The organism is Nocardia sp. NPDC049935 (genome assembly GCF_055586645.1).
This window is the reverse complement of record NZ_JBVJHV010000009.1, coordinates 163532-185924: the sequence shown is the minus strand read 5'-3', so window position 1 is coordinate 185924 and position 22393 is coordinate 163532. Positions and strand designations below refer to the sequence as shown.

The window sequence follows — 22393 nt, the reverse complement described above, 5'->3', positions numbered from 1 at the left end:
TATACCCGCCGGGGTATATCACACCCGGCGGATATCCGGCCGATCGGCCGATCGGGCAGCGGCGACCACCAGGTCCAGGCGGGCCAGGCGCCGCACGATCAGGCTGGGGACATAGACGGGTTCGGCATGCGCGAGTTCGAGCTCGATCCGCGAGGTGCTCCGGAGCACGAGGTCCACGGTCTGCACGGCTTCCTTGCGCGCGAGGTGGGCGCCGAGACAGAAGTGGATCCCGCGACCGAAACCGTGGTGCCGGGCGGGTCGCGAGCGGTCGAGATCCACCCGGCCGGGATGGTCGAAAGCACGCGGATCACGGTTGGACGCGCCCCACATCAGCATCAGTTTCGCCCCCGCCGGGAGGTCCACCCCGGCCAGCCGGGCGGGAGCGGTGGTCACCCGGAAATGACCACGGAACGGACTTTCCACCCGTACGGCTTCCTCGACCAGCGCCGGCACGAGTCCCGGTTCGGCCCGCAGCCGGTCCGCCAGTGCGGCATCCTCCGCGAGGAGCCGGACGGCCGTACCGAGCAGGCTCGTGGTCGATTCCGCACCCGCTGTCACCAGTTGCAGCAGCAGTACAGCACCTTGGTCCCGGGTCAGTTCGCCACCGGCGACCGCGGCCGCCACCCCGTCCAGGACGCCGCCGGTCGCGTTGCCGCCCGCCTCGTCGAGCCGATCGCCCAGATATCCACTGAATTCGAGTACCGACCGCGCCGCCCGCCCGGCCGCTTCGGGTGTGGCGACGCCCGATACCAGTTCTATGGCCGCATCCGACCAGGCCGCGAGCCGGTCGTGGTCGGTCGCCGGAAGTCCGAGAATATGGCCGATCACGCGCACCGGTACCCGGTTGGCGACGCCGGCCATCCAATCCCCGCCACCCGCGGCCACGAATTCCGCGACCGGGCCCGCCGATGCCTCGTCGACGACCTCGGTCAGCCCGGCGACCGATCGCGGCGCGAAACGCGGCATCACCAGCGCGCGATGCGCGGTGTGCACCGGCGGATCCGAGGTCGCCAGGACATCCACCCCGCCCGCGTCGGTCATCGAGACCGATCCCGATTCCGCGGCGGCCGAGAGCATCGCGACGAGATTGCTCGAATAGGTTCGCGGATCACCGAGGACCGCGCGGACGGCATCGAAACCGACCACCGCGTAGAGCTGCTGATCGGGCAGGTAGTGGACATCGCCCGCGGCGCGCATCCGGTCCAGTACGGGGTAGGGGTCCTGGAGCGCGCCTGCTGAGAACAGATCGATCGGGGTCACGCCGAACACCGCCTTTCACACGTTGTATAACGTGTTATACAACGTGTGGGCCCGCTACGGTACCCTCGGCTGGTGACCGATGATCCGCTGACCCTGCTCCGCGAAAGCCGCGATTCGCTCCGCATCGTCCGCGAATTCGGCCCGCAGGAACGCCGGCGGCGCACGGAGATCGCCGCCGTGGCCCGCGCCATGGCCGCGCGCGAGGGCTACCGCGGCGTCACCATCCGCGCGGTCGCGGCCGAGGCCGGGACCACACCGGTCACCATCTACCGATATTTCGGTTCCAAGGACGGCCTCATCCAGCACCTCATCGCGGAATGGGCCATGCAGACATTGACCCGCCTCGCGCAATTGCCGGCCGAACCCGGAAGTTCCGCCGCGGACCGTATCGCGGCGGCGTTCACCCGGTTGATCGATTGGGCGGACGAGGATCGCAATCTGCTGCACGCGGGAATGAACTCCGTACATTCCGGCGAGGGCCTCGGAATCCGGGTCTGGCGGCCGCTTTTCACACAACTGGTCCGCGCCGCCCTGGGCGACCCCGAGTGGACCGACGACGAGGATCGTGCCCTGGTCCTCGGCCATGTCCTGACCACCTGCCTGCTCGACCTCACCACCGCCCCGGGCAATATCGCCGATATCCGCCGCACCATCACCCGCGCCGCCCAATTGATCTTCGCGACCGGACCGGGAGACCCCTCGCTTCCCTGACCCGCCGCCGCGCGGTCCCTCCCGGCCGCATTCGAAATACCCACGGGAAATCACGGAAGGTTCGCGGCGGGAATTCTAGACTCGGTCGGAAGCAATCCGTTGTGCGTGGAATTCAGACCTGTTCGGCAGCTGCGCGGCCCGGATCGGGCCGCCATATTCGAAAGCTGGTCGCCCGTGTTGGATACCGTGTGGGAACTCCTGTGGTACACGCTGGTCGTCTTCGCGTTCATCGCGTATCTGATCGTGCTGTTCCACGTCATCGCCGATCTGTTCCGCGACCGGAGCATGTCCGGGATAGCCAAGATCCTGTGGATCGTCTTCCTGATCGTGCTGCCCTATGTGGCCGCCTTCATCTACGTCATCGTGCGGGGACGGGGAATGGCCGAACGGCAGCTGGCGGCACACGCCGCCGCCCAGCAGGCGACCGACGACTACATCCGGCGGGTGGCCGGCAAATCGTCGGCCGATCAGATCGCCGACGCGAAGGCGCTGCTGGACGCGGGCACCATCGACCGGACCGAGTTCGAGGCCCTCAAGGCGAAAGCGCTGGGCTGAGACCCCACGCCTATCGGCGTCCGGTCGCGGCCCACCGCGGCCGGACGCTCGGAGTTCAGAAGTCGAATCCGCCGCCGTCGAATCCGCCCCAGTCGCCGCCCGGGTCACCCTGATCTCCGGCGTCGAACCCGGCTCCGTCGCCGCCGTCACCGGCGGACAGCCCGTCCTGATAGCCCTCACCGTAACCCGACTCGAAACCCGCCGCGCCGTAGCCGACGCCTGCCATCCCCGAGAACAGCGAGGTGAACAGCAGGGCCGACCCGACACCCCAGGCGCCGCTGATCAGGGCGGGTTTCCACCAGGGCTCGGAATACCAGCCCGCGGGCACGGGACGTCCGGCGACGCGGCCGCCGGGGTAGTAGTTCGGTGTCGCCGGGGACGGTTTCGGGGCGGCGGTGATGCGGCGGTCGTCGAAATCGATCACGCGTTCTTCGCTCACCGCGCCCGCGCTCTCCCGGCCGGCGAGTTCCGGCACGGGCGGACCCGGGTCCATACCCATCGCGGTACGGGCCGCGCGGATGTAATAGAGCCCTTCGACCGCGGTCTGCCCGGCCAGTGCGGCCTGGTGGGCGCTGCGGGCCAGATCGATCTGGGATCCGGCGGCCGTATGCCGCTCGGCGGCGTCGGCCAGCGCCTGGCGTGAGGCGTCATCGGTACCGGTCAGGTTGTAGATCTGCCCGCCGAGGCGTTCGTTGGTCCGGCGGGCCTCGGCCAGGGCGTCCGCCAGTTCGGCCGCGGCGCGTTCCCGGTTCCGGCGGGACCGCCAGACGAGATAACCCGCGGCCAGGACGACGACCACGGCGATCAGTAGCCACTCCATGTTTCGCACTCCTTCGGTCCACGGAGCACAGTGCCGACCAGCCTACTCGCGGGAAACCGGCAGGCGGGATGTAGCGGGCGGGGCCGCACACCCGCGGTCCCGGACCAGGCCTCAGACTGGCCGGTGATGAAACTGCCCGCGCTTCCCGACCTGCCGATCCGCCCCGTGCTCGGCCGGATCGCCGAGACCTTGGCCGAACGCGGCACCGCGGTACTGGTCGCACCGCCCGGCACCGGTAAGACGACCCTGGTGCCGCTGGCACTCGGCGCCGCCGTTCCCGGGCGGGTGCTGGTGGCCGAACCCCGCCGGCTGGCGGCCCGGGCCGCCGCGACGCGGATGGCCGGACTGTTGGGCGAGCCGGTCGGCGAGACCGTCGGCTACTCGGTCCGCGGGGATCGGCGAGTGGGCCGCGGCACCCGGATCGAGGTCGTGACCTCGGGGTTGCTGGTGCGCCGGCTCCAGGACGATCCCGAGCTGACGGGTGCCGATGCGGTCCTGCTCGACGAATGTCACGAGCGGCACCTCGACGCGGACCTGCTGCTGGCGTTACTGCTCGATGCCCGGGCCGGGCTGCGGCCGGATCTACAGGTGCTGGCCACCTCGGCGACCGTCGCGGCCGACCGCCTGTCGGCGCTGCTGGGCGGTGGTGACGCGGCGCCGGTGATCGAGGTCCGGGCGCGGACTCATCCGGTCACCACGAGCTATGTTCCGCCGCGGCCACGGGAACGGACCGAGGACCGGGTCGCGCGCGCCACCCGCGCCGCGATCGCCGGCACCGACGGCGACATCCTGGTCTTCCTTCCCGGGGCGGCCGAGATCCGGCGGACCACCGCGGCCCTCGCCGGACTCGACGGCGTGGATCTGGTGCCGCTGCACGGCAGGCTCAGCGCGGCCGGGCAGAACGCGGCCCTGCGACCCGGTCCCCGGCGGCGGGTGGTGTTGTCCACCGCGGTCGCGGAATCCAGCCTGACGGTGCCTGGCGTGCGGGCGGTGGTCGATTCCGGGCTCGCCCGGGTTCCCCATATCGATCGGGCCCGGGGACTGTCCGGGCTCGCGACGGTCCGGGTCTCCGCGGCGGTGGCCGAGCAGCGGGCCGGGCGGGCGGGCCGTGAGGCGCCCGGGCACGTGTGGCGGTGCTGGCCGGAGTACGAGAACAGCACCCTGCCCGCCTATCCGGAACCGGAGATCCGGACCGCGGACCTGACCCGGCTCGCGGTGGAACTCGCGTGCTGGGGCACTCCCGACGGAGAAGGCCTGGCCTGGTGGGATGCCCCGCCGGCCGGCGGACTGGCGGCCGGCCGGGAAGTCCTGCGCATGCTGGGGGCCGTGGACGAGGCCGGGACGGTGACCGACCGGGGGCGCCGTATCGCCCGGATCGGATTGCATCCCCGGCTGGCGCGCGCCCTGCTCGACGGGGCCCCGGTGGTCGGTGCGCACGCCGCGGCGGAAGTCGTCGCCGTCCTCGACGACGACACCACTGTCTCCGGTGTGGATCTCACGACCGGTCTGCGGGCGCTGCGACGCGAGCGGCCGCCGCGCTGGCGGCGTGAGGTCGAGCGGCTGGCCCGGTCGGTCGAAGGCCCCGGCGGGGTGGACGATCCGGCGTTCGTTGTCGCGCTGGCCCATCCGGAGCGGCTGGCGCGGCGACGCGGCCCGGATTCGAGGAGCTACCTCATGGCCGGCGGCACCGCGGCGACCCTGCCGCCGGGTTCCGGAACCGGCGACCCGGAGTGGCTGGCGGTCGGCGTCGCGACCCGCGATCCGGGCCGCTCCGAGGGATATATCCGGCTGGCCGCGGCCGCCGACGAAGCGCTGGCCCGGCGGGCCGCGGCCATCCTGCTGACCACAGCCGACGAAATCGACTGGATCGACGGCGAGGTGGTCGCCCGGCGGATCGAACGGCTCGGCGCGATCACACTGTCGGAGCGGCCGATCCCGGACCCCGATCGCCGCGCGCTCGCCGCGGCGGCGCGTCGCGGACTGGACTCGGCCGGTATCGGACTGTTGTCCTGGGATTCCGGGGCGAGCGCGCTGCGCGGGCGCCTCGCCTTCCTGCACCGCACGCTCGGGGCCCCCTGGCCCGCGATGGACGACGAATCGCTGCTCGCCGCCGCCGACACCTGGCTGGGTCCCGAACTGGCCGCTGCCCGCCGCCGCGCCGATCTCGAACGTATCGACACCGGGCAGGCCCTGCTCCGGCTGCTGCCGTGGCCGGAGGCCGCCCACCTGGACGAACTGGCGCCCGAACGGCTGGAGGTCCCGTCCGGTAGCCGCGCCCGCCTCGACTACTCCACCGACGCGCCGGTGCTCGCGGTCAAGGTGCAGGAGATCTTCGGCTGGACGGATACCCCGCGGCTGGCCGGCGGCCGCGTCCCGGTCGTCCTGCACCTGCTCTCGCCCGCGCAGCGCCCGGTGGCGGTCACCTCGGATCTCACGTCCTTCTGGCAGAACGGCTGGCGGCAGGTCCGCGCCGATCTGCGCGGCCGCTATCCCAGACACTCCTGGCCGGAGGATCCCACCACGGTGCCCGCCCACCGTGGCACCGCCCGCAACGCCGGCCGGGAGCAGCGCGGACCCCGGCCCTGACGGCGTTCCGCGACCGGCCGACCTGCCGAGTCCAGCGGAATGATTGCGGACTTGTTGCCGGATCCCGCAGACTCGATACCGGGCGATGGTCCGGCCCAGCGCGCACCGGGAGGTCAGGGGTGAGGATGTATCGCACGCTCACGCTCGTCGCAGCCGCGTTACTCGCCGTGGTGGGCTGCGACGACGACACCGGTCCCGGCTCCGCGGGCGCACCGTCCCCGGCGGAGTCCGGACCGCCGGCGGAATTCTGGTCGGCCGCCGCCGTAACCCCCGACCAGCAGGCGGCCGTCGCCCAGGCGACCCGGGAGGTCGATGTCTGCGCGCTTCTCCCCCGCGACACCCTCGACGAACTCGACCTCGGCGATATCCGTGATGTGACGGTCAACCTGAACTCGTGCCGGGCCGTACTGGGCGACGAGGGGGCCACCGACACCACCACCCTGACCTGGCAGTCGACCCTGCTGCCCGGACTCACCCCGAGCCGGGGCATCAGTAAACAGCTGGGCGATGCGAGCGCGCTGCTGGTTCCCGGCCGTGACGGCGATCCCCGCGCCTGCGGCGCCACCGTCCGGTTCCCGTCGGGCGCCGCGTTCTACCTCGGGCTCTCGGTGCCGAATCGGGATTCCTGCGCGGTCGCCGACGGTTTGCTGCCGGGGATGATCGAGCGCTGGCGCCGGTCACCGGCGCAGGGCACCTCGCCCGATACCGTCGATACGGTGCTGCTCGGCGCGGATCCGTGCGCGGTGCGCGCGACACTGCCGGGCACGAGCGATACCGATGAGCGTCGCCTGAACCAGTGCCTGTTCCGGTTCCGGGACGAGACCGTCACGGTGGTCTACGAGTACCGCGTACCCGATCAGGTCCCGGTGCGCAGTACCGAGGAGCAGATCGACGGCCGGACCGTGTACCGCTCGACCTCCCTCTACGACAGCAGCATTCCGATCTACTCCGCGATCGTCGGACCCGAACTACCGGCCGCCAGTACCGCTTTCGCCGCCCGGATTCCGGTGGTCGACGTCACCTCGGCCACCGACGACGTCGCCCGGCAGGTGATGGCGCAGGTGCTGACGCTCTTCCCGCAGTGACCGTTGCCGGCCCCTCAGGAACGCCGGACACCGGGTACCGGCAGAAAACCGGCGCGCCCGTGGGTGTGGAATTCGCGCTCGAGGGTGTCCCGGTCCGCCGGGGTCAGCGGGATGTACTCCGGCGCTTCGCGGCCCACCCGGTGGAACACCGGATCATCGCCACGCCACGACTGTTCCTGTAGTTCACGTTCGAGGACCTTGTTCGACCCGGTGACCGGTAGCCGCGGCGACACCCGGACGAAGCGGGGCACGGTCAGTATCGCTCGTTCAGGAACGCGAGCAGTTCGTTGTGCAGCAGGCCGTTCGAGGCGGCCGCGCTCCCGCCGAGCGGGTCCGGGTCATCGTCGAGACCGGTGAAGGTGCCGCCGGCCTCGGTGACGATCACGGCACCGGCGGCCGTATCTCCCGGCGAGAGCTCCGGATCGGCACAGAGGTCGACCGCGCCCTCGGCCACCATCATGTAGGGCCAGAAATCGCCGTACCCGCGCGTGCGCCACACCTCACGGGACAATGCCAGGAAACCGCCGAGCTTTCCCCGCTCTTCCCACCCGGTGAGAGTGGAGTACGCGAACGACGCGTCGGCCAGCTTCGAGATCCGGGACACCCGCAGCCGTGACGCCGAGGACAGACTGCGGCCGGTGAAGGCCCCGTGCCCCGTAGCGGCCCACCAGCGGCGGCCCAGCGCGGGTGCGGAGACCACGCCGACGACAGGCCGGTAACCGCCCGCCGAGACCTCGAGCAGCGAGAGCTGGGTGGCCCATACCGGCACCCCGCGCGCGAAGTTCTCCAGCCCGTCGATCGCGTCGACCACCCAGCAGCGCGGCCCGGTCCCCGCCAGGCCCGCGCCCGCGCCGAGCACCGCGTCGCGGGGACGGGCCCGCTGGAGCTGACCACGGATGACCTTCTCCACCGCCGCCCCGGCCTCGGCCAGCGCTTCCGTATCCGGTCTCGTCTCGGCCCCGAGGTCGACGGACTTGAAGCGGTCCATACTCGCCGCGTCGGCGGTATCGGCGATGACATGCGCGAAGCGGAGGTCGTCGAGGTGGTCCTGCATGTATCGAAACTATCCTCAGCGCACGACCTGTGCCATGCCGGTTCAGCGCAGGACGCAGCGGAATCCGATATGGCTCATACCCGTATCGACCATCTGCGGCCGGCGCGCCGACGGCCGGCGGCAGGTCCATACCCGCCCAGTCGGCGTAGGCACGCGCGTCCTCGAAGGCGATATGCACCACGGGATGGTTCTCGCGGTCGCGTAGCGACGAGCGGGGTCCGCGGGGGTGGTTCCAGCACGCGCCCGGCGTCCACATCCACCACCGGCTCAGATCTTTCAGGTCCACGGGCCCCGCCGTGCGCCGGAACACCAGCGAACCCGGCCGGAGGTTCTCCGGGGGCGCGCCGGGGTAGTCGGCGGGGTCGAGCGGTCGCTCGGCGACCGTGACGTAGCCGGTGGCCGCCACGAATTCGGCGAACCGGGCGTTGGTCACCTGGTACCGCTGCATCCGGAATCCCTCGGTGGTGACCTCCTTCGCCGGTCCCTCCTCCGGATACTCGTTATCGGCGCCCACCATCGCCGTTTGTGGCGGAATCCAGAGGGAGTCTTCATCGCGTCCGGCGCCGGCCCCGGACGCGGTTGCCCGAGTGTCAGTCACCGAAAACCGTGGTCCAATCGTGTGCGATACCGGCGACGGTCCAGCCTTCGGCAGCAGCCCGTTCCAGCGCTTTCTCCGCGCCCGCGGTGTAGTCGAATTCGCGTACGGGATCGTCGTGCCGGATCAGCAGCTGCATCGAGGGATGCGGGGACGCGGCGGTGAATTCCAGCATCTCGATATCGCCGTCCGAATTTCCGGCCGCGAAGATCGGCCGCCGCCCGATCCGGCTCCACAGCCGGACCGGTTTGCCCGCGCCGTCGTCGACGAATTCCATTTCGGCGGTGGTGTACACATCGGTGTTCTCGTACACCAGGCCCACCGCGCTGCCGACCACCCGCTCGGGTGGAATCCCGTACATCGGACCGCAGACGGGCCGCATGAAATCCCGCCCGCCGCCGGAGACGATGTAGCAGGTGAATTCGCCAGCCTCCAGGTACCGCAGCAATTCGACCATCGGCGCGTACCCGCACGCGGTGTACGGCCGCCCCAGTGTCGGATGCCGCGCCTCGCCGAAGAACGCCGCGACCTCGGCCGCGTGCTGATCGACCGTGATGGCCTGGTGCGCCGCCAGTATCGCGGCCAGCAGTGGTTTCAGGTCGGTGTCGTCGCCCTGATAGTGCTTCGTCACCGCGTCGCCGAGCCATGAATGATCCCCGGTGTAGGCCGCGCGGTAGGGCTGGGTATCGCGCAGCGACGGGTCGGCCTCGGCCTGCTCCTTGAAACGCCGCAGCAGGAAATCCAGCTGGATGTACATCGGTTTCTCGCACCACAGGGTGCCGTCGTTGTCGAAGACGGCCACCCGGGCATCGGGCTCGACGTAATCGGGCCCGGCGGTGGTGACCCGGCCGACGAAGTCCACGATCGCCGACTTGACCGGGCCGTCGGCCCAGGTATCCAGCACGGCTCAGTCCTTCGCGAGGAACTTCTGGAGTTTCGCCACCGCGTGGTCCACGTTGAAGCTGGCCGGTTCGTGCCGCGGCGGGAAATCCCGGAAGGTCTCGAGGAACATGGAGGCCATGGCGGTCATGTAGAAGATGAAGTAGTCGTGGCGCAGCAGCCAGTCGTAGTAGGTGTTCGAGGTGATGTCGGCGAATTCGAACGGATCGGTGCGCAGATTGTAGAGCTTGGGCACCCGCAGGTGGACGAACGGTTCGGCCCAGACCGCCAGCGTGCCCGGGGCCCGCTGCTCCAGGAAAACCGCTTTCCAGTTCTCGAACCGCATGGCGACCAGATCACCGTCGTCGGAGAAATAGAAGAAACCGCGCCGCGGACTCGTCTCGACCTCTCCGGTGAGATACGGCAGCAGGTTGAAGCCGTCGATGTGGACCTTGTATTCGGTCGCGCCGTCGGCGCCGGCCCGGTGGCCCTTTTTCAGCTTCTCGACGATATCCGGCTCACCCGCGGCGGCCAGTAGTGTCGGAAGCCAATCGTGGTGCTGGATGATGTCGTTGGATACGGAACCGGCCGCGATCCTTCCCGGCCACCGGATCATTTCCGGCACCCGGAAGGCGCCCTCCCAGTTGGTGTCCTTCTCGCTGCGGAACGGCGTCATTCCGCCGTCGGGCCAGGAGTTGCGGTGCGGGCCGTTATCGGTGGAGTAGATGACGATGGTGTCCTCGGCGATACCGAGTTCGTCCAGTACATCCAGCACCGTTCCGACATTGCGGTCGTGATCGATCATGGCGTCGTGGTACGGGGACTGCCACAGCCCGGCCTGCCCACGGCTCTCGGGTTTCACATGGGTGTAGAGGTGCATATGGGTGAAGTTGCACCAGATGAAGAAGGGATTGCCCTCGGCGTGCTGACGTTTGATGTAGTCGACGGTGGCGTCGGCGATATCGTCGTCGATGGTCTTCATACGTTCGGTATCCAGCGGGCCGGTGTCCTCGATCGTCTGCTTGCCGACCGGTCCGAATTTCGGATGATCGGGTTCGGTGGACACCTCGGAGGTCGCCCGGCACTTCAGCACACCGCGGGGCAGGGCGAAATCGTGCAGCCGGGGGAATTGGTCGGCGTGCGGATAATCGACGTTCTCCGGCTCCTCTTCGGCGTTGAGGTGATAGAGGTTGCCGAAGAACTCGTCGAACCCGTGCACGGTCGGAAGGTATTTGTTCAGATCCCCGAAATGATTCTTCCCGAACTGACCCGTCGCGTATCCGAGCGGTTTCAGCAGTTCGGCGATGGTCGGGTCCTCGGCGGCCCAGCCGATATCGGCGCCGGGCACACCGACCTTGCTCATTCCGGTGCGGTACACGCTCTGACCGCTGATGAACGCGGCCCGGCCCGCGGTGCAGCTCTGCTCGCCGTAGGAATCGGTGAAGCGCATACCCTCGTCGGCGATCCGGTCGATATTGGGGGTGCGATAGCCCATCAGACCGTCGCTGTAGCAACTCAGGTTGGTGATTCCGATGTCGTCACCCCAGATGACGAGAATATTCGGCTTTCCATCAGGCATATCGGCATCCCTCGGTTGTCCGGCCCGCACAGCGTGGAATATCGATCGTCGGCCGGAACTCCCCGGGATGAGCGTCGAGGGTTTCCGGGCTCCGACCAGCGTACTCGGCCGGTGACTCCAGTCCGTCCTGTGCGCCCGAGCGTGTCGACGGACCGACCGCGCAGCCGGATGCGGACCTACGCCCCCACACTCCCCGCCCACCCGGACGGGATTTCTGTTCCAATGGCGTAGTGACGTATTACTTTTCGAAAGGACCCATGACGTCGACGCAGCGGCGGATCGCCGGAGCGGCAGGCGCCGCGGTAGCCGCCCTGGCCGCGGTGATGCTCCCCGCCGCGACCGGTTCGGCCGCGCCGGCGCTGTGTTCCGCGGAGACCCTGACCCTCGCCACCGTGGAACGGCCCACCGACTCGCCGAGCCAGGGCCACCTGGAGATAATCCTCACCAATACCTCCGCGCAGAGCTGTGCGGTGCAGGGCTATCCGGGCGTCGACCTGGTGGGCCCGGAGGATCCGGCCTTCGGCCCGACCTATCGGCTGCCCCGTCGAGAGGAGGGTTTCGCACCGGTCGTGGTGGAACCCGGCTCCGCGGTGAGCAGCGAACTCACCTACCTCCCGGGTCCCCCGGACGGCTGGCACCCGGCGACGATCGTCGTCACGCCGCCGGATACCACCACCCAGTTGCGGGCGCCGTGGCCCTCGGGTGCGAGCGTGCAGCGCCAGGACGGCGCCACCCATCCGGGCACCTTCATCGGCCCACTGCGTCCCGCGTCCTGAATCGCCCGTGACACCGCCGCGCCGGCCCGTTCGGCGCGGCGGCCGGCCGCGGGACTCGCCTCACCGGAAATCGCATCCGGCCCGCGTAGGGTCGCGCCATGGCGACTGTCGCTCAGCAGATGATCTCGGCGTTGCAGGTCAGCGGTGTCGAGCGGGTCTACGGGTTGCCCGGTGACAGTCTCAACGGATTCACCGACGCGATACGGCGGTCCGGCGCCGTCACCTGGGAACACGTCCGCCACGAGGAGGCCGCCGCCTTCGCCGCGACCGCGGAGGCCGCGCTGACCGGACGGCTCGCCGTCTGCGCCGGCAGTTGCGGGCCCGGCAACCTCCATCTGATCAACGGCCTGTTCGACGCGCAGCGCACGCGGGTCCCGGTGCTGGCCATCGCGGCGCATATCCCGATCGCCGAGATCGGATCCGGATACTTCCAGGAGACCCACCCCGAACAGTTGTTCCGTGAGTGCAGTGTGTACTGCGAGCTCGTCGGCAGCGCGCAATCGGCCCCGCGGGTCCTGGAGATGGCGATGCGGGCGGCGGTGGAGGAAAGCGGGGTGGCCGTCGTCGTGATCCCCGGGGAGGTATTCCAGAGCCGCCTGTCCGGCGACCGGTGGAGCAGCCGGCCGGTCCTGCCGTCGCGATCGATCCGGCGTCCGGACGAGGCCACGCTGCGCCGGGCCGCGGATATCCTGAACGCCGGATCGCGGGTGACGATTCTCGGCGGGGCCGGAACCGCCGGCGCCCATGCCGGGGTCATGGCGCTGGCCGATGCCCTGCAGTCACCGATCGTGCACGCGTTTCGCGGTAAGGAGCATCTCGAATACGACAACCCCTACGACGTGGGGATGACGGGTCTGCTCGGGTACGCCTCCGGCTACAAGGCGATCGACGAAGCCGACGTCCTGTTGATGCTGGGCACCGATTTTCCGTACACGCAGTTCTATCCCGAGGACGCCGCGGTGATCCAGGTCGATATCCGGGGCAGTCACCTCGGCCGCCGCACTCCGATCGACGTGGGCATGGTCGGCAGTGTGCGCGACACCGCGGACGCGCTGCTGCCGCTGCTGACACGCAAGACCGACCGCACGCATCTGGACCGGTCGCTGCGGCATTACCGGCGCACCCGCGCCTCGCTGGACGCCCTGGCCGTCAACGACCGGGACCGCACCCCGATCCGGCCGGAATACGTCGCCGGGGTGGTGGACCGCCTCGCCGGTGACGATACGGTGTTCACCTTCGACGTCGGATCGCCGACGATATGGGCCGCACGCTATCTGACCATGAACGGCCGGCGCCGGCTGACCGGCTCGTTCACCCACGGCACGATGGCCTGCGCACTCCCGCATGCCATCGGCGCACAGACGGCCTACCCGGGACGCCAGGTGATCGCCCTCGCCGGCGACGGCGGCCTGACGATGCTCTTCGGCGAACTGCTCACGCTGGTGCAGAACAACCTGCCGGTCAAGATCATCGTGTTCGGCAATTCGTCGCTGAACTTCGTCGAACTGGAGATGAAGGCGGCCGGGGTGGTGAACTTCGGCACCGGCCTGGAGAATCCCGATTTCGGTGCCGTCGCCCGGGCGATGGGGATCCGGGGCTTCCGGGTGGAACGGCCCGGCGATCTGGAACCGGCTGTCGCGGAGGCCCTCGCGCACGACGGACCCGCACTCGTCGATGTGGTCGTGGCGCGGCAGGAGCTGACGATTCCGCCGGCCATCACGGCCGAACAGGCCAAGGGGTTCGGGCTCTACGCCATCCGCACCATCCTCGCCGGCCGGGCCGACGAACTCCTGGACCTGGTCACGACCAACGTCGCCCGGCGCATTCTCGACTAGGCACGGCCTACTTCGCGTCGGCGTAGGAATCCACCACCGCGGTGGTGAACGGGAAGCGCACCGGTGTCGCCCCGAAACTGTGCCGGCCCGCGGTATCGGCGGCGGTGGCGATCATTTCGGTGACCCGCTCCGCCTCCGCCACCGGACAGTGCACGATGACCTCGTCGTGCTGGAAGAAGACCAGCTCGGCACGCAGTCCGGCGCGCCATATCGCATGCCGCAGCCCCGCCAGCACCAGCAGCGCCCAGTCGGCGGCGCTACCCTGCACCACGAAGTTGCGGGTGAAACGTCCCCGGGCACGAGCCGCCGCGGTACCGCCGTACCCGCCCGGCTCGGCATCCGGCGATAGTTCCTCCTCCGGCGATCCCACCGATACCGGCGGGCACGTCCGCCCCAGCCAGGTGCGCACCAGCCGCCCTTCCACACCCGCGCGCGCCGCCTCGTCGACATAGGCCACCGCGGCCGGGTAACGCCGGCGCAGGGCGGCCAGATGTGTCAGGGCGTCGCCGGAGGTCTGACCGTAGATCGCCCCCAGCAGCGCGAGCTTGGCCTGCGCCCGGTCGCCGCCGAAACCACGGAACGCCAGATCCGCGTACAGGTCCGCGCTCCGGCCCGCCACCTCCGCCAACCCCGGGTCACGCGAAACGGCCGCGAGTATCCGCGGCTCCATCTGGGCGGCGTCGGCGACCACCAGGCACCAGCCCGGATCGGCGCGGATCGCCCCGCGGATCACCTTCGGGATCTGCAGGGCGCCACCGCCGTTGGTGGTCCAACGCCCGGAAACCGTTCCGCCGGGCAGATATTCGGGACGAAAGCGGCCCCCGTGGATCCACTGCTCGAGCCAGGACCAGCCGTAGGCGGTGTACAGACGGTACAGCGATTTGTAGGCCAGCAGCGGCTCCACCGCGGGATGATCGATGCGCTGCAGCTCCCACTTCCGGGTGGAGGACACCTCGATTCCGGCGCGGGCGAAGGCCCTGACGATATCGCCGGGCAGATCCGGACGGACCCGCGCCCCGAAAGCCCGCGACACCTCGTCGGCCAGCTCCACCATCCGGCGCGGTTGCGACCCTCCCGGAAAACGCTCCCCCAGCATCGTGTCCAGCAGATCGCGATGGACATCCGCGCGCCACGGAATCCCGTATCGCGACATCTCCGCGGCGACCAGCATGCCCGCCGATTCGGCGGCGAGCAGCAGCCGCATCCGTTCCGGATGCTCGGTAGCCGCCGTCCGGGCGAGTTGCCCGGCGTAGACCTCCAGCAGGGCCGTGAACTCGTCCGTACCCGGCGGTAGCGGGACCGGTCCCGATTCGAACAGCGACGGCTGGACCTCCGCCGCACGTGCCGGGGCATCCGGCGGAACGGGCAGCGCGCGCAGCCGGGCCCAGGCCGCCGCCAGTGACCGCGGCTGACCCGACTGCCCTTCCTCGTACCCGATCAGCAGGGCCTCCGCGGCCTGTACGTCGTAGCACCGCTCGACCCGGACGCCCGCCGCCAGCAGCGGCCGGTAGATCTCGGCGGTGGACCGCCACACCCACCGCTCGACCTCGGGACGGGACCGCACCGCCTCGGCGAGCGAGGGCTCGTGGAGCACCGGACCGGGCCGGCCGGCCGGATCGAGCGGACACAGCCGGGCGCCACCGTCACCCGCTTCCGCCACCGCCCATCGCACCCGCCCGAGTCTGGCACCCGGGTCCGACAGGCACGGCAGCGCCGCGCCGCGCCGAGGTGGCGGCGGATCGGGCGACCTTCGCGCCGCGTACCGTGGGCCACGCGGACAGACCTGGTTGTGCCCGATATCCCCATCCGGGGCCGGAGCGACATCGAGGGGTCGAGATGGCGGCAGAACAGGACAGGCGAGATCACGACCGGCACGGGCCGGGCGACGAGGCGCGTATCGCCTTCATGATCCGCATGCGCGAGGATATGACCCGTTTCGTCATGGAGTACCAGTTCGCCGCCCAGGAACTGCTGACCAAGGTCACGATTCTGCGCGACGAGTTCCTGCATCTCCATCACTACAACCCCATCGAGCACGTCACCTCCCGGGTGAAATCGCCCACGAGCATCCTGCAGAAGGCCATACGCAAGGGCATCCCGCCCGAGTTGCCCGCTCTCCGCGAGCACATCACCGATATCGCGGGCGTCCGCGTCACCTGCAGTTTCATCACCGACACCTACCAGGTGCTCGAGGCGCTCACCTCGCAGGACGATGTGCACGTCCGCACCGTCAAGGATTACATCGCCCGCCCGAAGCCGAACGGCTACAAGAGCCTGCACGCCATTGTCGAGATCCCCGTATTCCTGTCCACCGGGCCGGTGCACGTGGCGGTCGAACTACAGGTGCGCACGATCGCCATGGACTTCTGGGCGACCCTCGAGCACAAGATCTTCTACAAGTACCAGGGGCATGTCCCCCGGCCCCTCATCGAGGATCTGGCGCGCGCCGCGGCCACCGCCACCGAACTCGACCGCAGGATGGAACAGCTGCACACCGAAATCCACGGCGCGGACGGCCGGGCGCGCGGACCGCAGACCGATATCGACGACGATGTTCTCGAGTATCTGTGGGAACTCGCCCGCGACACCCGGACCTGAGTGGTCTGCCGCTCCCGATCGCTCACCGGGCGGATGGCGCGCCAGAACCCCGATATTCATAGCTGACAGCTATATTTCATCGCTGGGTCGGACGTCGGAATATCGACCCGGCTCACGTCATGCCCACCTTGCCGCCGCGAAGGTGTGGCCCCATCAGTTCAGGAAGGTCTTCTCAGCATGTCTCGAATCCTTGCCGCTACGGTGTTTTTCGCCGCCATCCCGGCCTCGATCTTCGCCCCGGGCAACGCGCATGCCGCGACCGGTCAGGTGGAACTGCAGTGGTGGAGCGGGCTCCACAAAAAGACAGAGGTTCTCGACAACCCCGCGGGCTGCCTCACCGTCACCCACACCGAAGGCGAGGGAACGAAAGTCACGAACCGAACCGATCGGGAGATCGCGGTATGGGACAGCCCCAATTGCCAGGGGCGTACCCGCACTCCGATAGGAACAGGCAGTGACGACAACGTCCGGATCGTCGAACACGGCTGGAGCCTCTACATTCCGGAGTAGACCCGCGTCACCCGGTCGGCGGGCGGTCGATTTCAATTCTCTCTGCGCCCGCCCCGTCCGCCCCCGGCCGACTGCCCGAAGAAGAACCCGAGGATCAGCAGGATCATATTCATCACGATCTCGGGGACCTCGGTATGCGTGAACATGGCGATCACCATCACGGCACTGAATCCGACCAGCAGGAACGCACCCAGCAGTACCGCGATGGGTTCACGATGCCAGGGCGACCAGCGCACCCTCGAGCGGCGCTCCTTCAGCCCCTGGGCCACATTCCGCAATTCGATCTCCAGCGCCGTATCGCGCGCGTCCTCGGTATCCGACGATTTCACCACTACGTCCTGGGCCCGCTGGATCTGGTCGGCGACCATCTGCCGGGCCACCGGGTCGTGGATCGCCGACTCGGCCACATGCCGGATCCGGGAGAGTTCGTCACGCGCCGTGGCATTGCGCGACTCGGCCTGCAGTTCCCTGCGGACCTCCGCGAGCCGGCGCAGCATGAATTCCTCGCCGACCACGTCGGTCGCCCCGCGGCTGTCGGTGATGTCGAAGGGCCGCCGGTTCTGCCGGGGGACGAGATCGATCATGTTCTCGACCCGCGACAGCCACGCCGCGAAGTCGTCCGGGACGGCATCGTCGAGAGTGGGAGGGATGCCCAGTTCTTCCTTGATATTGTTCCGGATGGCTTCCCGGTTCTCCGGCGAACCATCTCGTTCTTCCCGCGACTCTCTGCGGCCCAACGCATTCCTCCCACACTGACCGGTGCTTGCCGGACCAGAGTACGGGCTCCGCGGCGCCACGGCGACGGGATCCTCACTCGCGCAGCAACTCCCAGGCCACCGCCGCGGGCCACGATGTGTCGTGGCCCGCGGGTCACACCCGGGCCGAGGTCCGCGCCCGCACCGGTCGCAGCGTTTTGCGCAGGTCGGTGCGCAGTACCGCGGCCGAGTCGAGGAGGTAGTTCTGCCGGACCTTCCAGGGGTGGCGGTCGCCCTGACGCGGGAACGCGCCGATCGAACGCTGGACGTACCCGGATGTCAGGTCCAGCAACGGCCGCTCACCCAGCGCGCCCCGGGCCTCCGGGACCAGCGCCGGATGGCCCCGCTCGTCCATGAAGTTCAGCACCTTGCAGACCAGGCGGGAGGTGAGATCGGCGCGCAGCGTCCACGACGAGTTCGTGTAGCCGATACAGACGGCGAAGTTGGGCACTCCGGTCAGCATGGCGCCCTGCCAGACGAACTGTTCGGGCAGGGCGACCTTCGCACCGTCCACCGACGGTTCGATCCCGCCGAAGGCGAGCAGTTCGAGACCGGTCGCCGTGACGATGACATCGGCGGGCAGCACCCGGCCCGATCGCAGCCGGATCCCCTCGGGTACGAACCGATCGACGGTATCGGTCACGACCTCGGCCCGGCCCTTCTTCATGGCGCGGAAGAAATCGGCGTTCGGTACCGCGCAGAGCCGCTGGTCCCAGGGGTCGTAGCTGGGGGTGAAATGTTCGGCGACCAGTTTCTCGTCGCCGAGGATGCGAGTGGTGAGACCGGTGAGGAATTTGCGGGCGGCCGCGGGACGCCGGCGGCAGTACTGGTAGAAGCCGATGGAGAACAGGATGTTCTTGGTGCGGATCACCCGGTGCGCCAGGTTCGGCGGCAGCAGCGCGCGCAACCGGTCGGCGATCTTGTCGCGGCCGGGTACGGCGCTGATCCAGGTGGGGCTGCGCTGCAGCATGGTGACGTGTTCGGCGTCCTCGGCCATGGCCGGCACCAGGGTCACGGCGGTGGCGCCGCTGCCGATCACCACCACCCGTTCCCCGCGGTAATCGAAACCCTCCGGCCAGAATTGAGGATGCACCACCGTACCGGCGAAATCCTCGGCGCCCGGGAATTCCGGGGAATGGCCGTGGTCGTAGTTGTAGTAGCCGGCGCAGCTGTAGAGGAAACCGCACGTCATCGTCGACCGGGTGACGGCGCCCGTGCCGTCGCGGTGTTCGAGGGTGAGGGTCCAGCGCAGGGTCTCCGACGACCAGTCCGCGCCGAGCAGCGTCGTCCGGTAGCGGATTCGGCGATCGATGCCGTGCTCGCGGGCGGTCTCGGTGATGTACCGGAGAATCGACGGACCGTCGGCGATGGACTTCGCCTCCCGCCACGGTTTGAACGGATACCCGAGGGTGAACATATCCGAGTCGGAACGGACACCGGGATAGCGGAACAGGTCCCAGGTGCCACCGAGCGCGTCGCGGGCCTCGAGGATCGCGTAGCTCTTGCCGGGGCATTCGGTCTGTAAACGGTAGGCGGCGCCGATACCGGAAAGTCCGGCGCCGACGATCACCACGTCGACGTGTTCCGGTGTGGCGCCGAGATCCAAGCCATCGCTCATAGGGCTATTCTGCCCAGCGTTCCGGCTGCGCTCTTGATTTTTCACGACAAAGATTTGATTCTGGACGACATGTCCGTGATTCGCTCCGCCGGCCTGCGCGGATTCCGGGCCACCGTGGCCGAGCTGGGGGGCGATGCCGAAGCGCTGGCAACGTCCGCCGGCCTGCCCACGGCCGCCTTGGACACCGACGATCTGCTGGTACCGGACCACGCCGTCGCCGCCGTGCTCGAACTGGCCGCGTACCGGCTCGGCTGCCCCGATCTCGGATTGCGGATCTCGGCACGGCAGGACCTGGATATGCTCGGCCCGCTCGCCCTGGCCATCCGCAATTCGCCGACCCTGGCCGAGGTGATGGAGTGCACGGCGCGGTACCTGTTCGTGCACGCGCCGTCCCTGAACATCGGTCTGGCGCCGGACCCCTACGACGACGCGAACGTGGTCGCGCTGCGCTACGAGGTGCGCTCGGGTGACAGGCCCACCCCGCTGCAGAGCACCGATCTCGGGCTCGGATTCGTCCATCGGGCGATCCAGCGGCTGGTGGGTGAACGCTACGGGCTGCGGTCGGTGGAGCTGCCGTACCGGCCGCCCGCCGCGACGGCGGTCTACGAACGGTTCTTCGGCGCCCCCGTACGCGTGGGGCGGCCCGCCGCGGTGCTGCGGGTTCCGCGCGAACTGCAGACCCGGTCGCTGACCGGCGGTGACGAGACCCTGCACCGTCTGGCCATGGCATTCCTGGCCGCGCAGACCGCGGGCGACGGCCGGGCGACGGCACCGCGCGTGCGGACCACTCTGCGACAACTGCTGGGCACTCTCCCGCCCGATATCGCGACGGTGGCCGAACTGCTCACCGTCCACCCCCGGACACTGCAGCGCAGGCTCGCGGTGGAGGGAACGAGCTTCGCCGCGATCCTCGACGAGGTCCGCCGCGAGCGGGCGCACCACTACCTCACCACCACGACGATGCCGCTCGCTCAGATCACCTCGCTGCTCGGCCTGGCCGAACAGGCCACGCTCACCCGCTGCTGCCGGCGGTGGTGGAACGAGACCCCCAGCACCCGGCGCCGGAGATCCGGCGAGGTCCCGCCGTGACGTGCGCGGACAGGTCGCTCAGGCGACGAGCAGGACACCGGCGAGCGCCAGCCCCGCGACCCAGACGGTGGACAGGGCGGCCAGCACGATCGGGCGCGGCCCCACCGAACGCAGCAGTGCCACCCGGACGCCCAGTCCCAGGGCGAACATCGCCGTGGTGAGCAGTGCGGTCTGCAGTATCTGGGCCTGGTCGATCACGACCTGCGGCAACAGTCCCGACGACCGCAGCGCGACGCACGCGAGGAACCCCAGGACGAAGACCGGGACGAGCGGCGGCCGCGCGCCGGCCGTATCGCCGGTGTTCATCCGACGCCGGCGCGCGCCCAGGTAGGCCATCACCGGAGCAAGCATCAGCACCCTCGCCAGTTTCACCACCGTGGCGACGGCGAGTGCCCCGCCGCCGATGATGCCGCCGGCCGCCACCGCCTGCGCCACTTCGTGGATCGAACCGCCGGCCCACATTCCCGCCGCCCGCTCGGGCAGGCCCAGCACACCGGCGAGCAACGGGACGGCCGGGATCATCAGCGTCCCGAACACGACCACCAGCGCGACCGCGGTGAGCAATTCCTCCTCGTCGGCGTCGATCACCCCGTCGGCCGCCGCGACCGCCGCGGCGCCGCAGATCGAGAAGCCGCACGCGATCAGCACCCGCTGCGTCCACGACAGTCCCAGCAGCTTGCCCGCGTACATGGTGCCCGCGATGCCCAGGACCACGATGGCCACGACGACCGCGATCACCCCCCAGCCGAGACCGACGACATCACTGAACATCAATCGCAGCCCGAGCAGCGCCACGCCCACCCGGAGCAACCGCTTGGACGAGAAATCCAGCCCCGGCCGCAGCCGGCCGGGCACGGTGACGAGATTGGCCAGCAGCGCCCCGCACACGATGGCGATCAGCAGCGGGCTCACCGCGGGCACGAAATGCCCGATCACCATCGCGACGGCCGCGCCGGCCGCGCACAGTCCGATCCCGGCCGCGAGGCCCGCGCCCCGGGCGTGTTCCGGCCGGGCGGTGCGCTGCTGCGGTGGATCGGCGACCTGTCGGACATCACTGGGCATACCCGGAACTCTGCTGCCCCGGCCCCGCCTCCGGTAGCGGGCAATCCGCTATCACCACATATCACTCTGATATGTCTCAGGCCCAGGTCATATAATCTGCGCATGTTCACTCGATGGCCGGAGCTCGGGGTGCTGGAACTTCTCGTCGGAGTCGACGATCACGGAAGTCTGGGCGCGGCAAGCAGAATCGCCGGTATCGCCCAGCCGAACGCCAGCCGGGCGATCAAACGCCTCGAGGCACAGGTCGGCACACCGCTGCTGCAGCGCAGGACCACCGGTTCGACACTCACCCCGGAGGGCACGGTGATCGCCCACTGGTCCCGCAAGGTCCTCGAGGACGCCCGGCGGCTGCTCGACGTCGCCGCGGGTATGCGGGAGAAGCGCGCCGCCGAGCTCACCGTGAGCGCGAGTATGACCGTCGCCGAACATCTGATGCCCGCGTGGCTGGGGCAGTTCCGGCGGACGGCTCCCGATGTCACCATTCACCTGCAGGTCCGTAATTCCCTGCAGGTATGCGACGACGTCACCGCCGGGCACTGTGATGTCGGGTTCGTCGAATCACCGGCGGTGCCCGCGGCACTGCACAGTGTCGCGGTCGCCCGCGACCGGCTGGTGGTCGTGGTCGATCCGCGCCATCCCTGGACGCGCCGCAGGCGGCCCTTGACCGTCGCCGAACTCGCGCGGACCCCCCTGGTGGTGCGTGAACCCGGATCCGGCACCCGGACCACACTCGACCTGGCGCTGCAGGAGTACGAGCGGGCGGCGCCACTGCTCGAACTCGGCAGCGGCGCCGCCATCCGGACCAGTGTGCTCGGCGGCGTCGGACCGGCGGTCCTGAGCACCCTCGCGGTCTCGGCCCAGGTGGACTCGGGTGAGCTGAAGGTGGTCGAGGTGGAGGATCTGCACCTCGACCGCACTCTGCGCGCCGTCTGGCGCCCGCCGCGCCAACTGGAAGGACCGGCCGGCGACCTCGTCAGGCTCGTGCGGCGGGTTCGCGCGTGAGAACCTTCCCGAACGGCCCCGGGT

Annotated in this window: 19 protein-coding genes and 2 pseudogenes; 10 read left to right on the top strand and 11 right to left on the bottom strand. The window is 69.5% G+C overall.

Annotated elements, in window-relative coordinates; genetic code table 11:
- Window positions 1–18 precede the first annotated feature (18 nt).
- Window positions 19–1260, bottom strand: a complete 1242-nt coding sequence (locus ACZ6SF_RS29435) for a cytochrome P450 (RefSeq protein WP_466066448.1) — start codon at window positions 1258–1260, stop codon at window positions 19–21.
- 72 nt (window positions 1261–1332) lie between these two features.
- Between ACZ6SF_RS29435 and ACZ6SF_RS29430 the strand changes: the two genes are divergently transcribed.
- Window positions 1333–1971, top strand: a complete 639-nt coding sequence (locus ACZ6SF_RS29430) for a TetR/AcrR family transcriptional regulator (RefSeq protein WP_466066447.1) — start codon at window positions 1333–1335, stop codon at window positions 1969–1971.
- A gap of 174 nt (window positions 1972–2145) precedes the next feature.
- A complete protein-coding gene (locus ACZ6SF_RS29425; protein WP_466066445.1) occupies window positions 2146–2526 on the top strand; it encodes an SHOCT domain-containing protein in 381 nt (126 codons plus the stop codon).
- Between the two features lie 55 nt (window positions 2527–2581).
- On the opposite strand, the gene ACZ6SF_RS29420 is transcribed toward ACZ6SF_RS29425, so the two are convergent.
- Window positions 2582–3346 (bottom strand): DUF1542 domain-containing protein, encoded by a 765-nt coding sequence (locus ACZ6SF_RS29420; RefSeq protein ID WP_466066443.1) that lies wholly within the window; start codon window positions 3344–3346, stop codon window positions 2582–2584.
- Between the two features lie 126 nt (window positions 3347–3472).
- Here ACZ6SF_RS29420 and hrpB point away from each other — a divergent pair, with 126 nt between their 5' ends.
- Both hrpB and ACZ6SF_RS29410 read left to right on the top strand, forming a co-directional pair.
- Window positions 3473–5932: an ATP-dependent helicase HrpB gene (gene hrpB / locus ACZ6SF_RS29415; RefSeq protein WP_466066441.1), complete on the top strand. Its 2460-nt coding sequence runs from the start codon at window positions 3473–3475 to the stop codon at window positions 5930–5932.
- A 125-nt stretch (window positions 5933–6057) separates the two neighbouring features.
- The gene (locus ACZ6SF_RS29410; protein ID WP_466066439.1) at window positions 6058–7017 is read left to right on the top strand and encodes a peptidase; all 960 of its coding nucleotides are present in this window, start codon (window positions 6058–6060) and stop codon (window positions 7015–7017) included.
- Window positions 7018–7031: 14 nt separating this feature from the next.
- Here ACZ6SF_RS29410 and ACZ6SF_RS29405 read toward each other — a convergent pair.
- The 5 genes and pseudogenes from ACZ6SF_RS29405 to ACZ6SF_RS29385 form a co-directional block, all read right to left on the bottom strand.
- Window positions 7032–7265: pseudogene (locus ACZ6SF_RS29405) on the bottom strand (acyl-CoA synthetase); the annotation flags it as partial.
- A gap of 5 nt (window positions 7266–7270) precedes the next feature.
- Window positions 7271–8071: an inositol monophosphatase family protein gene (locus ACZ6SF_RS29400; protein WP_466066438.1), complete on the bottom strand. Its 801-nt coding sequence runs from the start codon at window positions 8069–8071 to the stop codon at window positions 7271–7273.
- A 118-nt stretch (window positions 8072–8189) separates the two neighbouring features.
- Window positions 8190–8606 (bottom strand): annotated as a pseudogene (locus ACZ6SF_RS29395) (SUMF1/EgtB/PvdO family nonheme iron enzyme); the annotation flags it as partial.
- 55 nt (window positions 8607–8661) lie between these two features.
- Window positions 8662–9570, bottom strand: a complete 909-nt coding sequence (locus ACZ6SF_RS29390) for an HAD family hydrolase (protein WP_466066436.1) — start codon at window positions 9568–9570, stop codon at window positions 8662–8664.
- Window positions 9571–9573: 3 nt separating this feature from the next.
- Window positions 9574–11124 (bottom strand): arylsulfatase, encoded by a 1551-nt coding sequence (locus tag ACZ6SF_RS29385; protein WP_466066434.1) that lies wholly within the window; start codon window positions 11122–11124, stop codon window positions 9574–9576.
- Window positions 11125–11381: 257 nt separating this feature from the next.
- Between ACZ6SF_RS29385 and ACZ6SF_RS29380 the strand changes: the two genes are divergently transcribed.
- Entirely contained in the window at window positions 11382–11900 is a 519-nt protein-coding gene (locus ACZ6SF_RS29380) for a DUF4232 domain-containing protein (RefSeq protein WP_466066432.1), read from the top strand.
- Window positions 11901–11998: 98 nt separating this feature from the next.
- Window positions 11999–13735: a ubiquinone-dependent pyruvate dehydrogenase gene (poxB, locus tag ACZ6SF_RS29375; RefSeq protein ID WP_466066430.1), complete on the top strand. Its 1737-nt coding sequence runs from the start codon at window positions 11999–12001 to the stop codon at window positions 13733–13735.
- Window positions 13736–13742: 7 nt separating this feature from the next.
- On the opposite strand, the gene ACZ6SF_RS29370 is transcribed toward poxB, so the two are convergent.
- Window positions 13743–15407: a bifunctional 3'-5' exonuclease/DNA polymerase gene (locus tag ACZ6SF_RS29370; RefSeq protein ID WP_466066429.1), complete on the bottom strand. Its 1665-nt coding sequence runs from the start codon at window positions 15405–15407 to the stop codon at window positions 13743–13745.
- Window positions 15408–15640: 233 nt separating this feature from the next.
- Between ACZ6SF_RS29370 and ACZ6SF_RS29365 the strand changes: the two genes are divergently transcribed.
- Together ACZ6SF_RS29365 and ACZ6SF_RS29360 are read left to right on the top strand one after the other, a co-directional pair.
- The gene (locus ACZ6SF_RS29365; protein WP_466066556.1) at window positions 15641–16333 is read left to right on the top strand and encodes a GTP pyrophosphokinase; all 693 of its coding nucleotides are present in this window, start codon (window positions 15641–15643) and stop codon (window positions 16331–16333) included.
- A gap of 177 nt (window positions 16334–16510) precedes the next feature.
- Window positions 16511–16843: a hypothetical protein gene (locus ACZ6SF_RS29360; RefSeq protein ID WP_466066428.1), complete on the top strand. Its 333-nt coding sequence runs from the start codon at window positions 16511–16513 to the stop codon at window positions 16841–16843.
- A 32-nt stretch (window positions 16844–16875) separates the two neighbouring features.
- Here the strand turns inward: ACZ6SF_RS29360 and ACZ6SF_RS29355 are convergent, their stop codons facing one another.
- On the bottom strand, window positions 16876–17580 hold the full coding sequence (locus ACZ6SF_RS29355; RefSeq protein ID WP_466066427.1) for a hypothetical protein: 705 nt from the start codon (window positions 17578–17580) through the stop codon (window positions 16876–16878).
- 133 nt (window positions 17581–17713) lie between these two features.
- Window positions 17714–19216: a flavin-containing monooxygenase gene (locus tag ACZ6SF_RS29350; protein WP_466066426.1), complete on the bottom strand. Its 1503-nt coding sequence runs from the start codon at window positions 19214–19216 to the stop codon at window positions 17714–17716.
- A gap of 69 nt (window positions 19217–19285) precedes the next feature.
- Between ACZ6SF_RS29350 and ACZ6SF_RS29345 the strand changes: the two genes are divergently transcribed.
- Window positions 19286–20305: an AraC family transcriptional regulator gene (locus ACZ6SF_RS29345; protein ID WP_466066424.1), complete on the top strand. Its 1020-nt coding sequence runs from the start codon at window positions 19286–19288 to the stop codon at window positions 20303–20305.
- Window positions 20306–20323: 18 nt separating this feature from the next.
- On the opposite strand, the gene ACZ6SF_RS29340 is transcribed toward ACZ6SF_RS29345, so the two are convergent.
- Window positions 20324–21367: a YeiH family protein gene (locus ACZ6SF_RS29340; RefSeq protein WP_466066422.1), complete on the bottom strand. Its 1044-nt coding sequence runs from the start codon at window positions 21365–21367 to the stop codon at window positions 20324–20326.
- 102 nt (window positions 21368–21469) lie between these two features.
- On the opposite strand from ACZ6SF_RS29340, the gene ACZ6SF_RS29335 reads away from it, so the two are divergent.
- A complete protein-coding gene (locus ACZ6SF_RS29335; RefSeq protein ID WP_466066421.1) occupies window positions 21470–22369 on the top strand; it encodes a LysR family transcriptional regulator in 900 nt (299 codons plus the stop codon).
- The last annotated feature ends 24 nt before the right edge of the window (window positions 22370–22393 follow it).

Coding starts and splice junctions, on each gene's coding strand:
- ACZ6SF_RS29420 (WP_466066443.1), bottom strand. CDS start 3,346: ATGGAGTGGCTACTGATCGCCGTGGTCGTCGTCCTGGCCGCGGGTTAT.
- hrpB (WP_466066441.1), top strand. CDS start 3,473: ATGAAACTGCCCGCGCTTCCCGACCTGCCGATCCGCCCCGTGCTCGGC.
- ACZ6SF_RS29410 (WP_466066439.1), top strand. CDS start 6,058: ATGTATCGCACGCTCACGCTCGTCGCAGCCGCGTTACTCGCCGTGGTG.
- ACZ6SF_RS29400 (WP_466066438.1), bottom strand. CDS start 8,071: ATGCAGGACCACCTCGACGACCTCCGCTTCGCGCATGTCATCGCCGAT.
- ACZ6SF_RS29385 (WP_466066434.1), bottom strand. CDS start 11,124: ATGCCTGATGGAAAGCCGAATATTCTCGTCATCTGGGGTGACGACATC.
- ACZ6SF_RS29380 (WP_466066432.1), top strand. CDS start 11,382: ATGACGTCGACGCAGCGGCGGATCGCCGGAGCGGCAGGCGCCGCGGTA.
- poxB (WP_466066430.1), top strand. CDS start 11,999: ATGGCGACTGTCGCTCAGCAGATGATCTCGGCGTTGCAGGTCAGCGGT.
- ACZ6SF_RS29365 (WP_466066556.1), top strand. CDS start 15,641: ATGATCCGCATGCGCGAGGATATGACCCGTTTCGTCATGGAGTACCAG.
- ACZ6SF_RS29360 (WP_466066428.1), top strand. CDS start 16,511: ATGTCTCGAATCCTTGCCGCTACGGTGTTTTTCGCCGCCATCCCGGCC.
- ACZ6SF_RS29350 (WP_466066426.1), bottom strand. CDS start 19,216: ATGAGCGATGGCTTGGATCTCGGCGCCACACCGGAACACGTCGACGTG.
- ACZ6SF_RS29345 (WP_466066424.1), top strand. CDS start 19,286: ATGTCCGTGATTCGCTCCGCCGGCCTGCGCGGATTCCGGGCCACCGTG.
- ACZ6SF_RS29340 (WP_466066422.1), bottom strand. CDS start 21,367: ATGCCCAGTGATGTCCGACAGGTCGCCGATCCACCGCAGCAGCGCACC.
- ACZ6SF_RS29335 (WP_466066421.1), top strand. CDS start 21,470: ATGTTCACTCGATGGCCGGAGCTCGGGGTGCTGGAACTTCTCGTCGGA.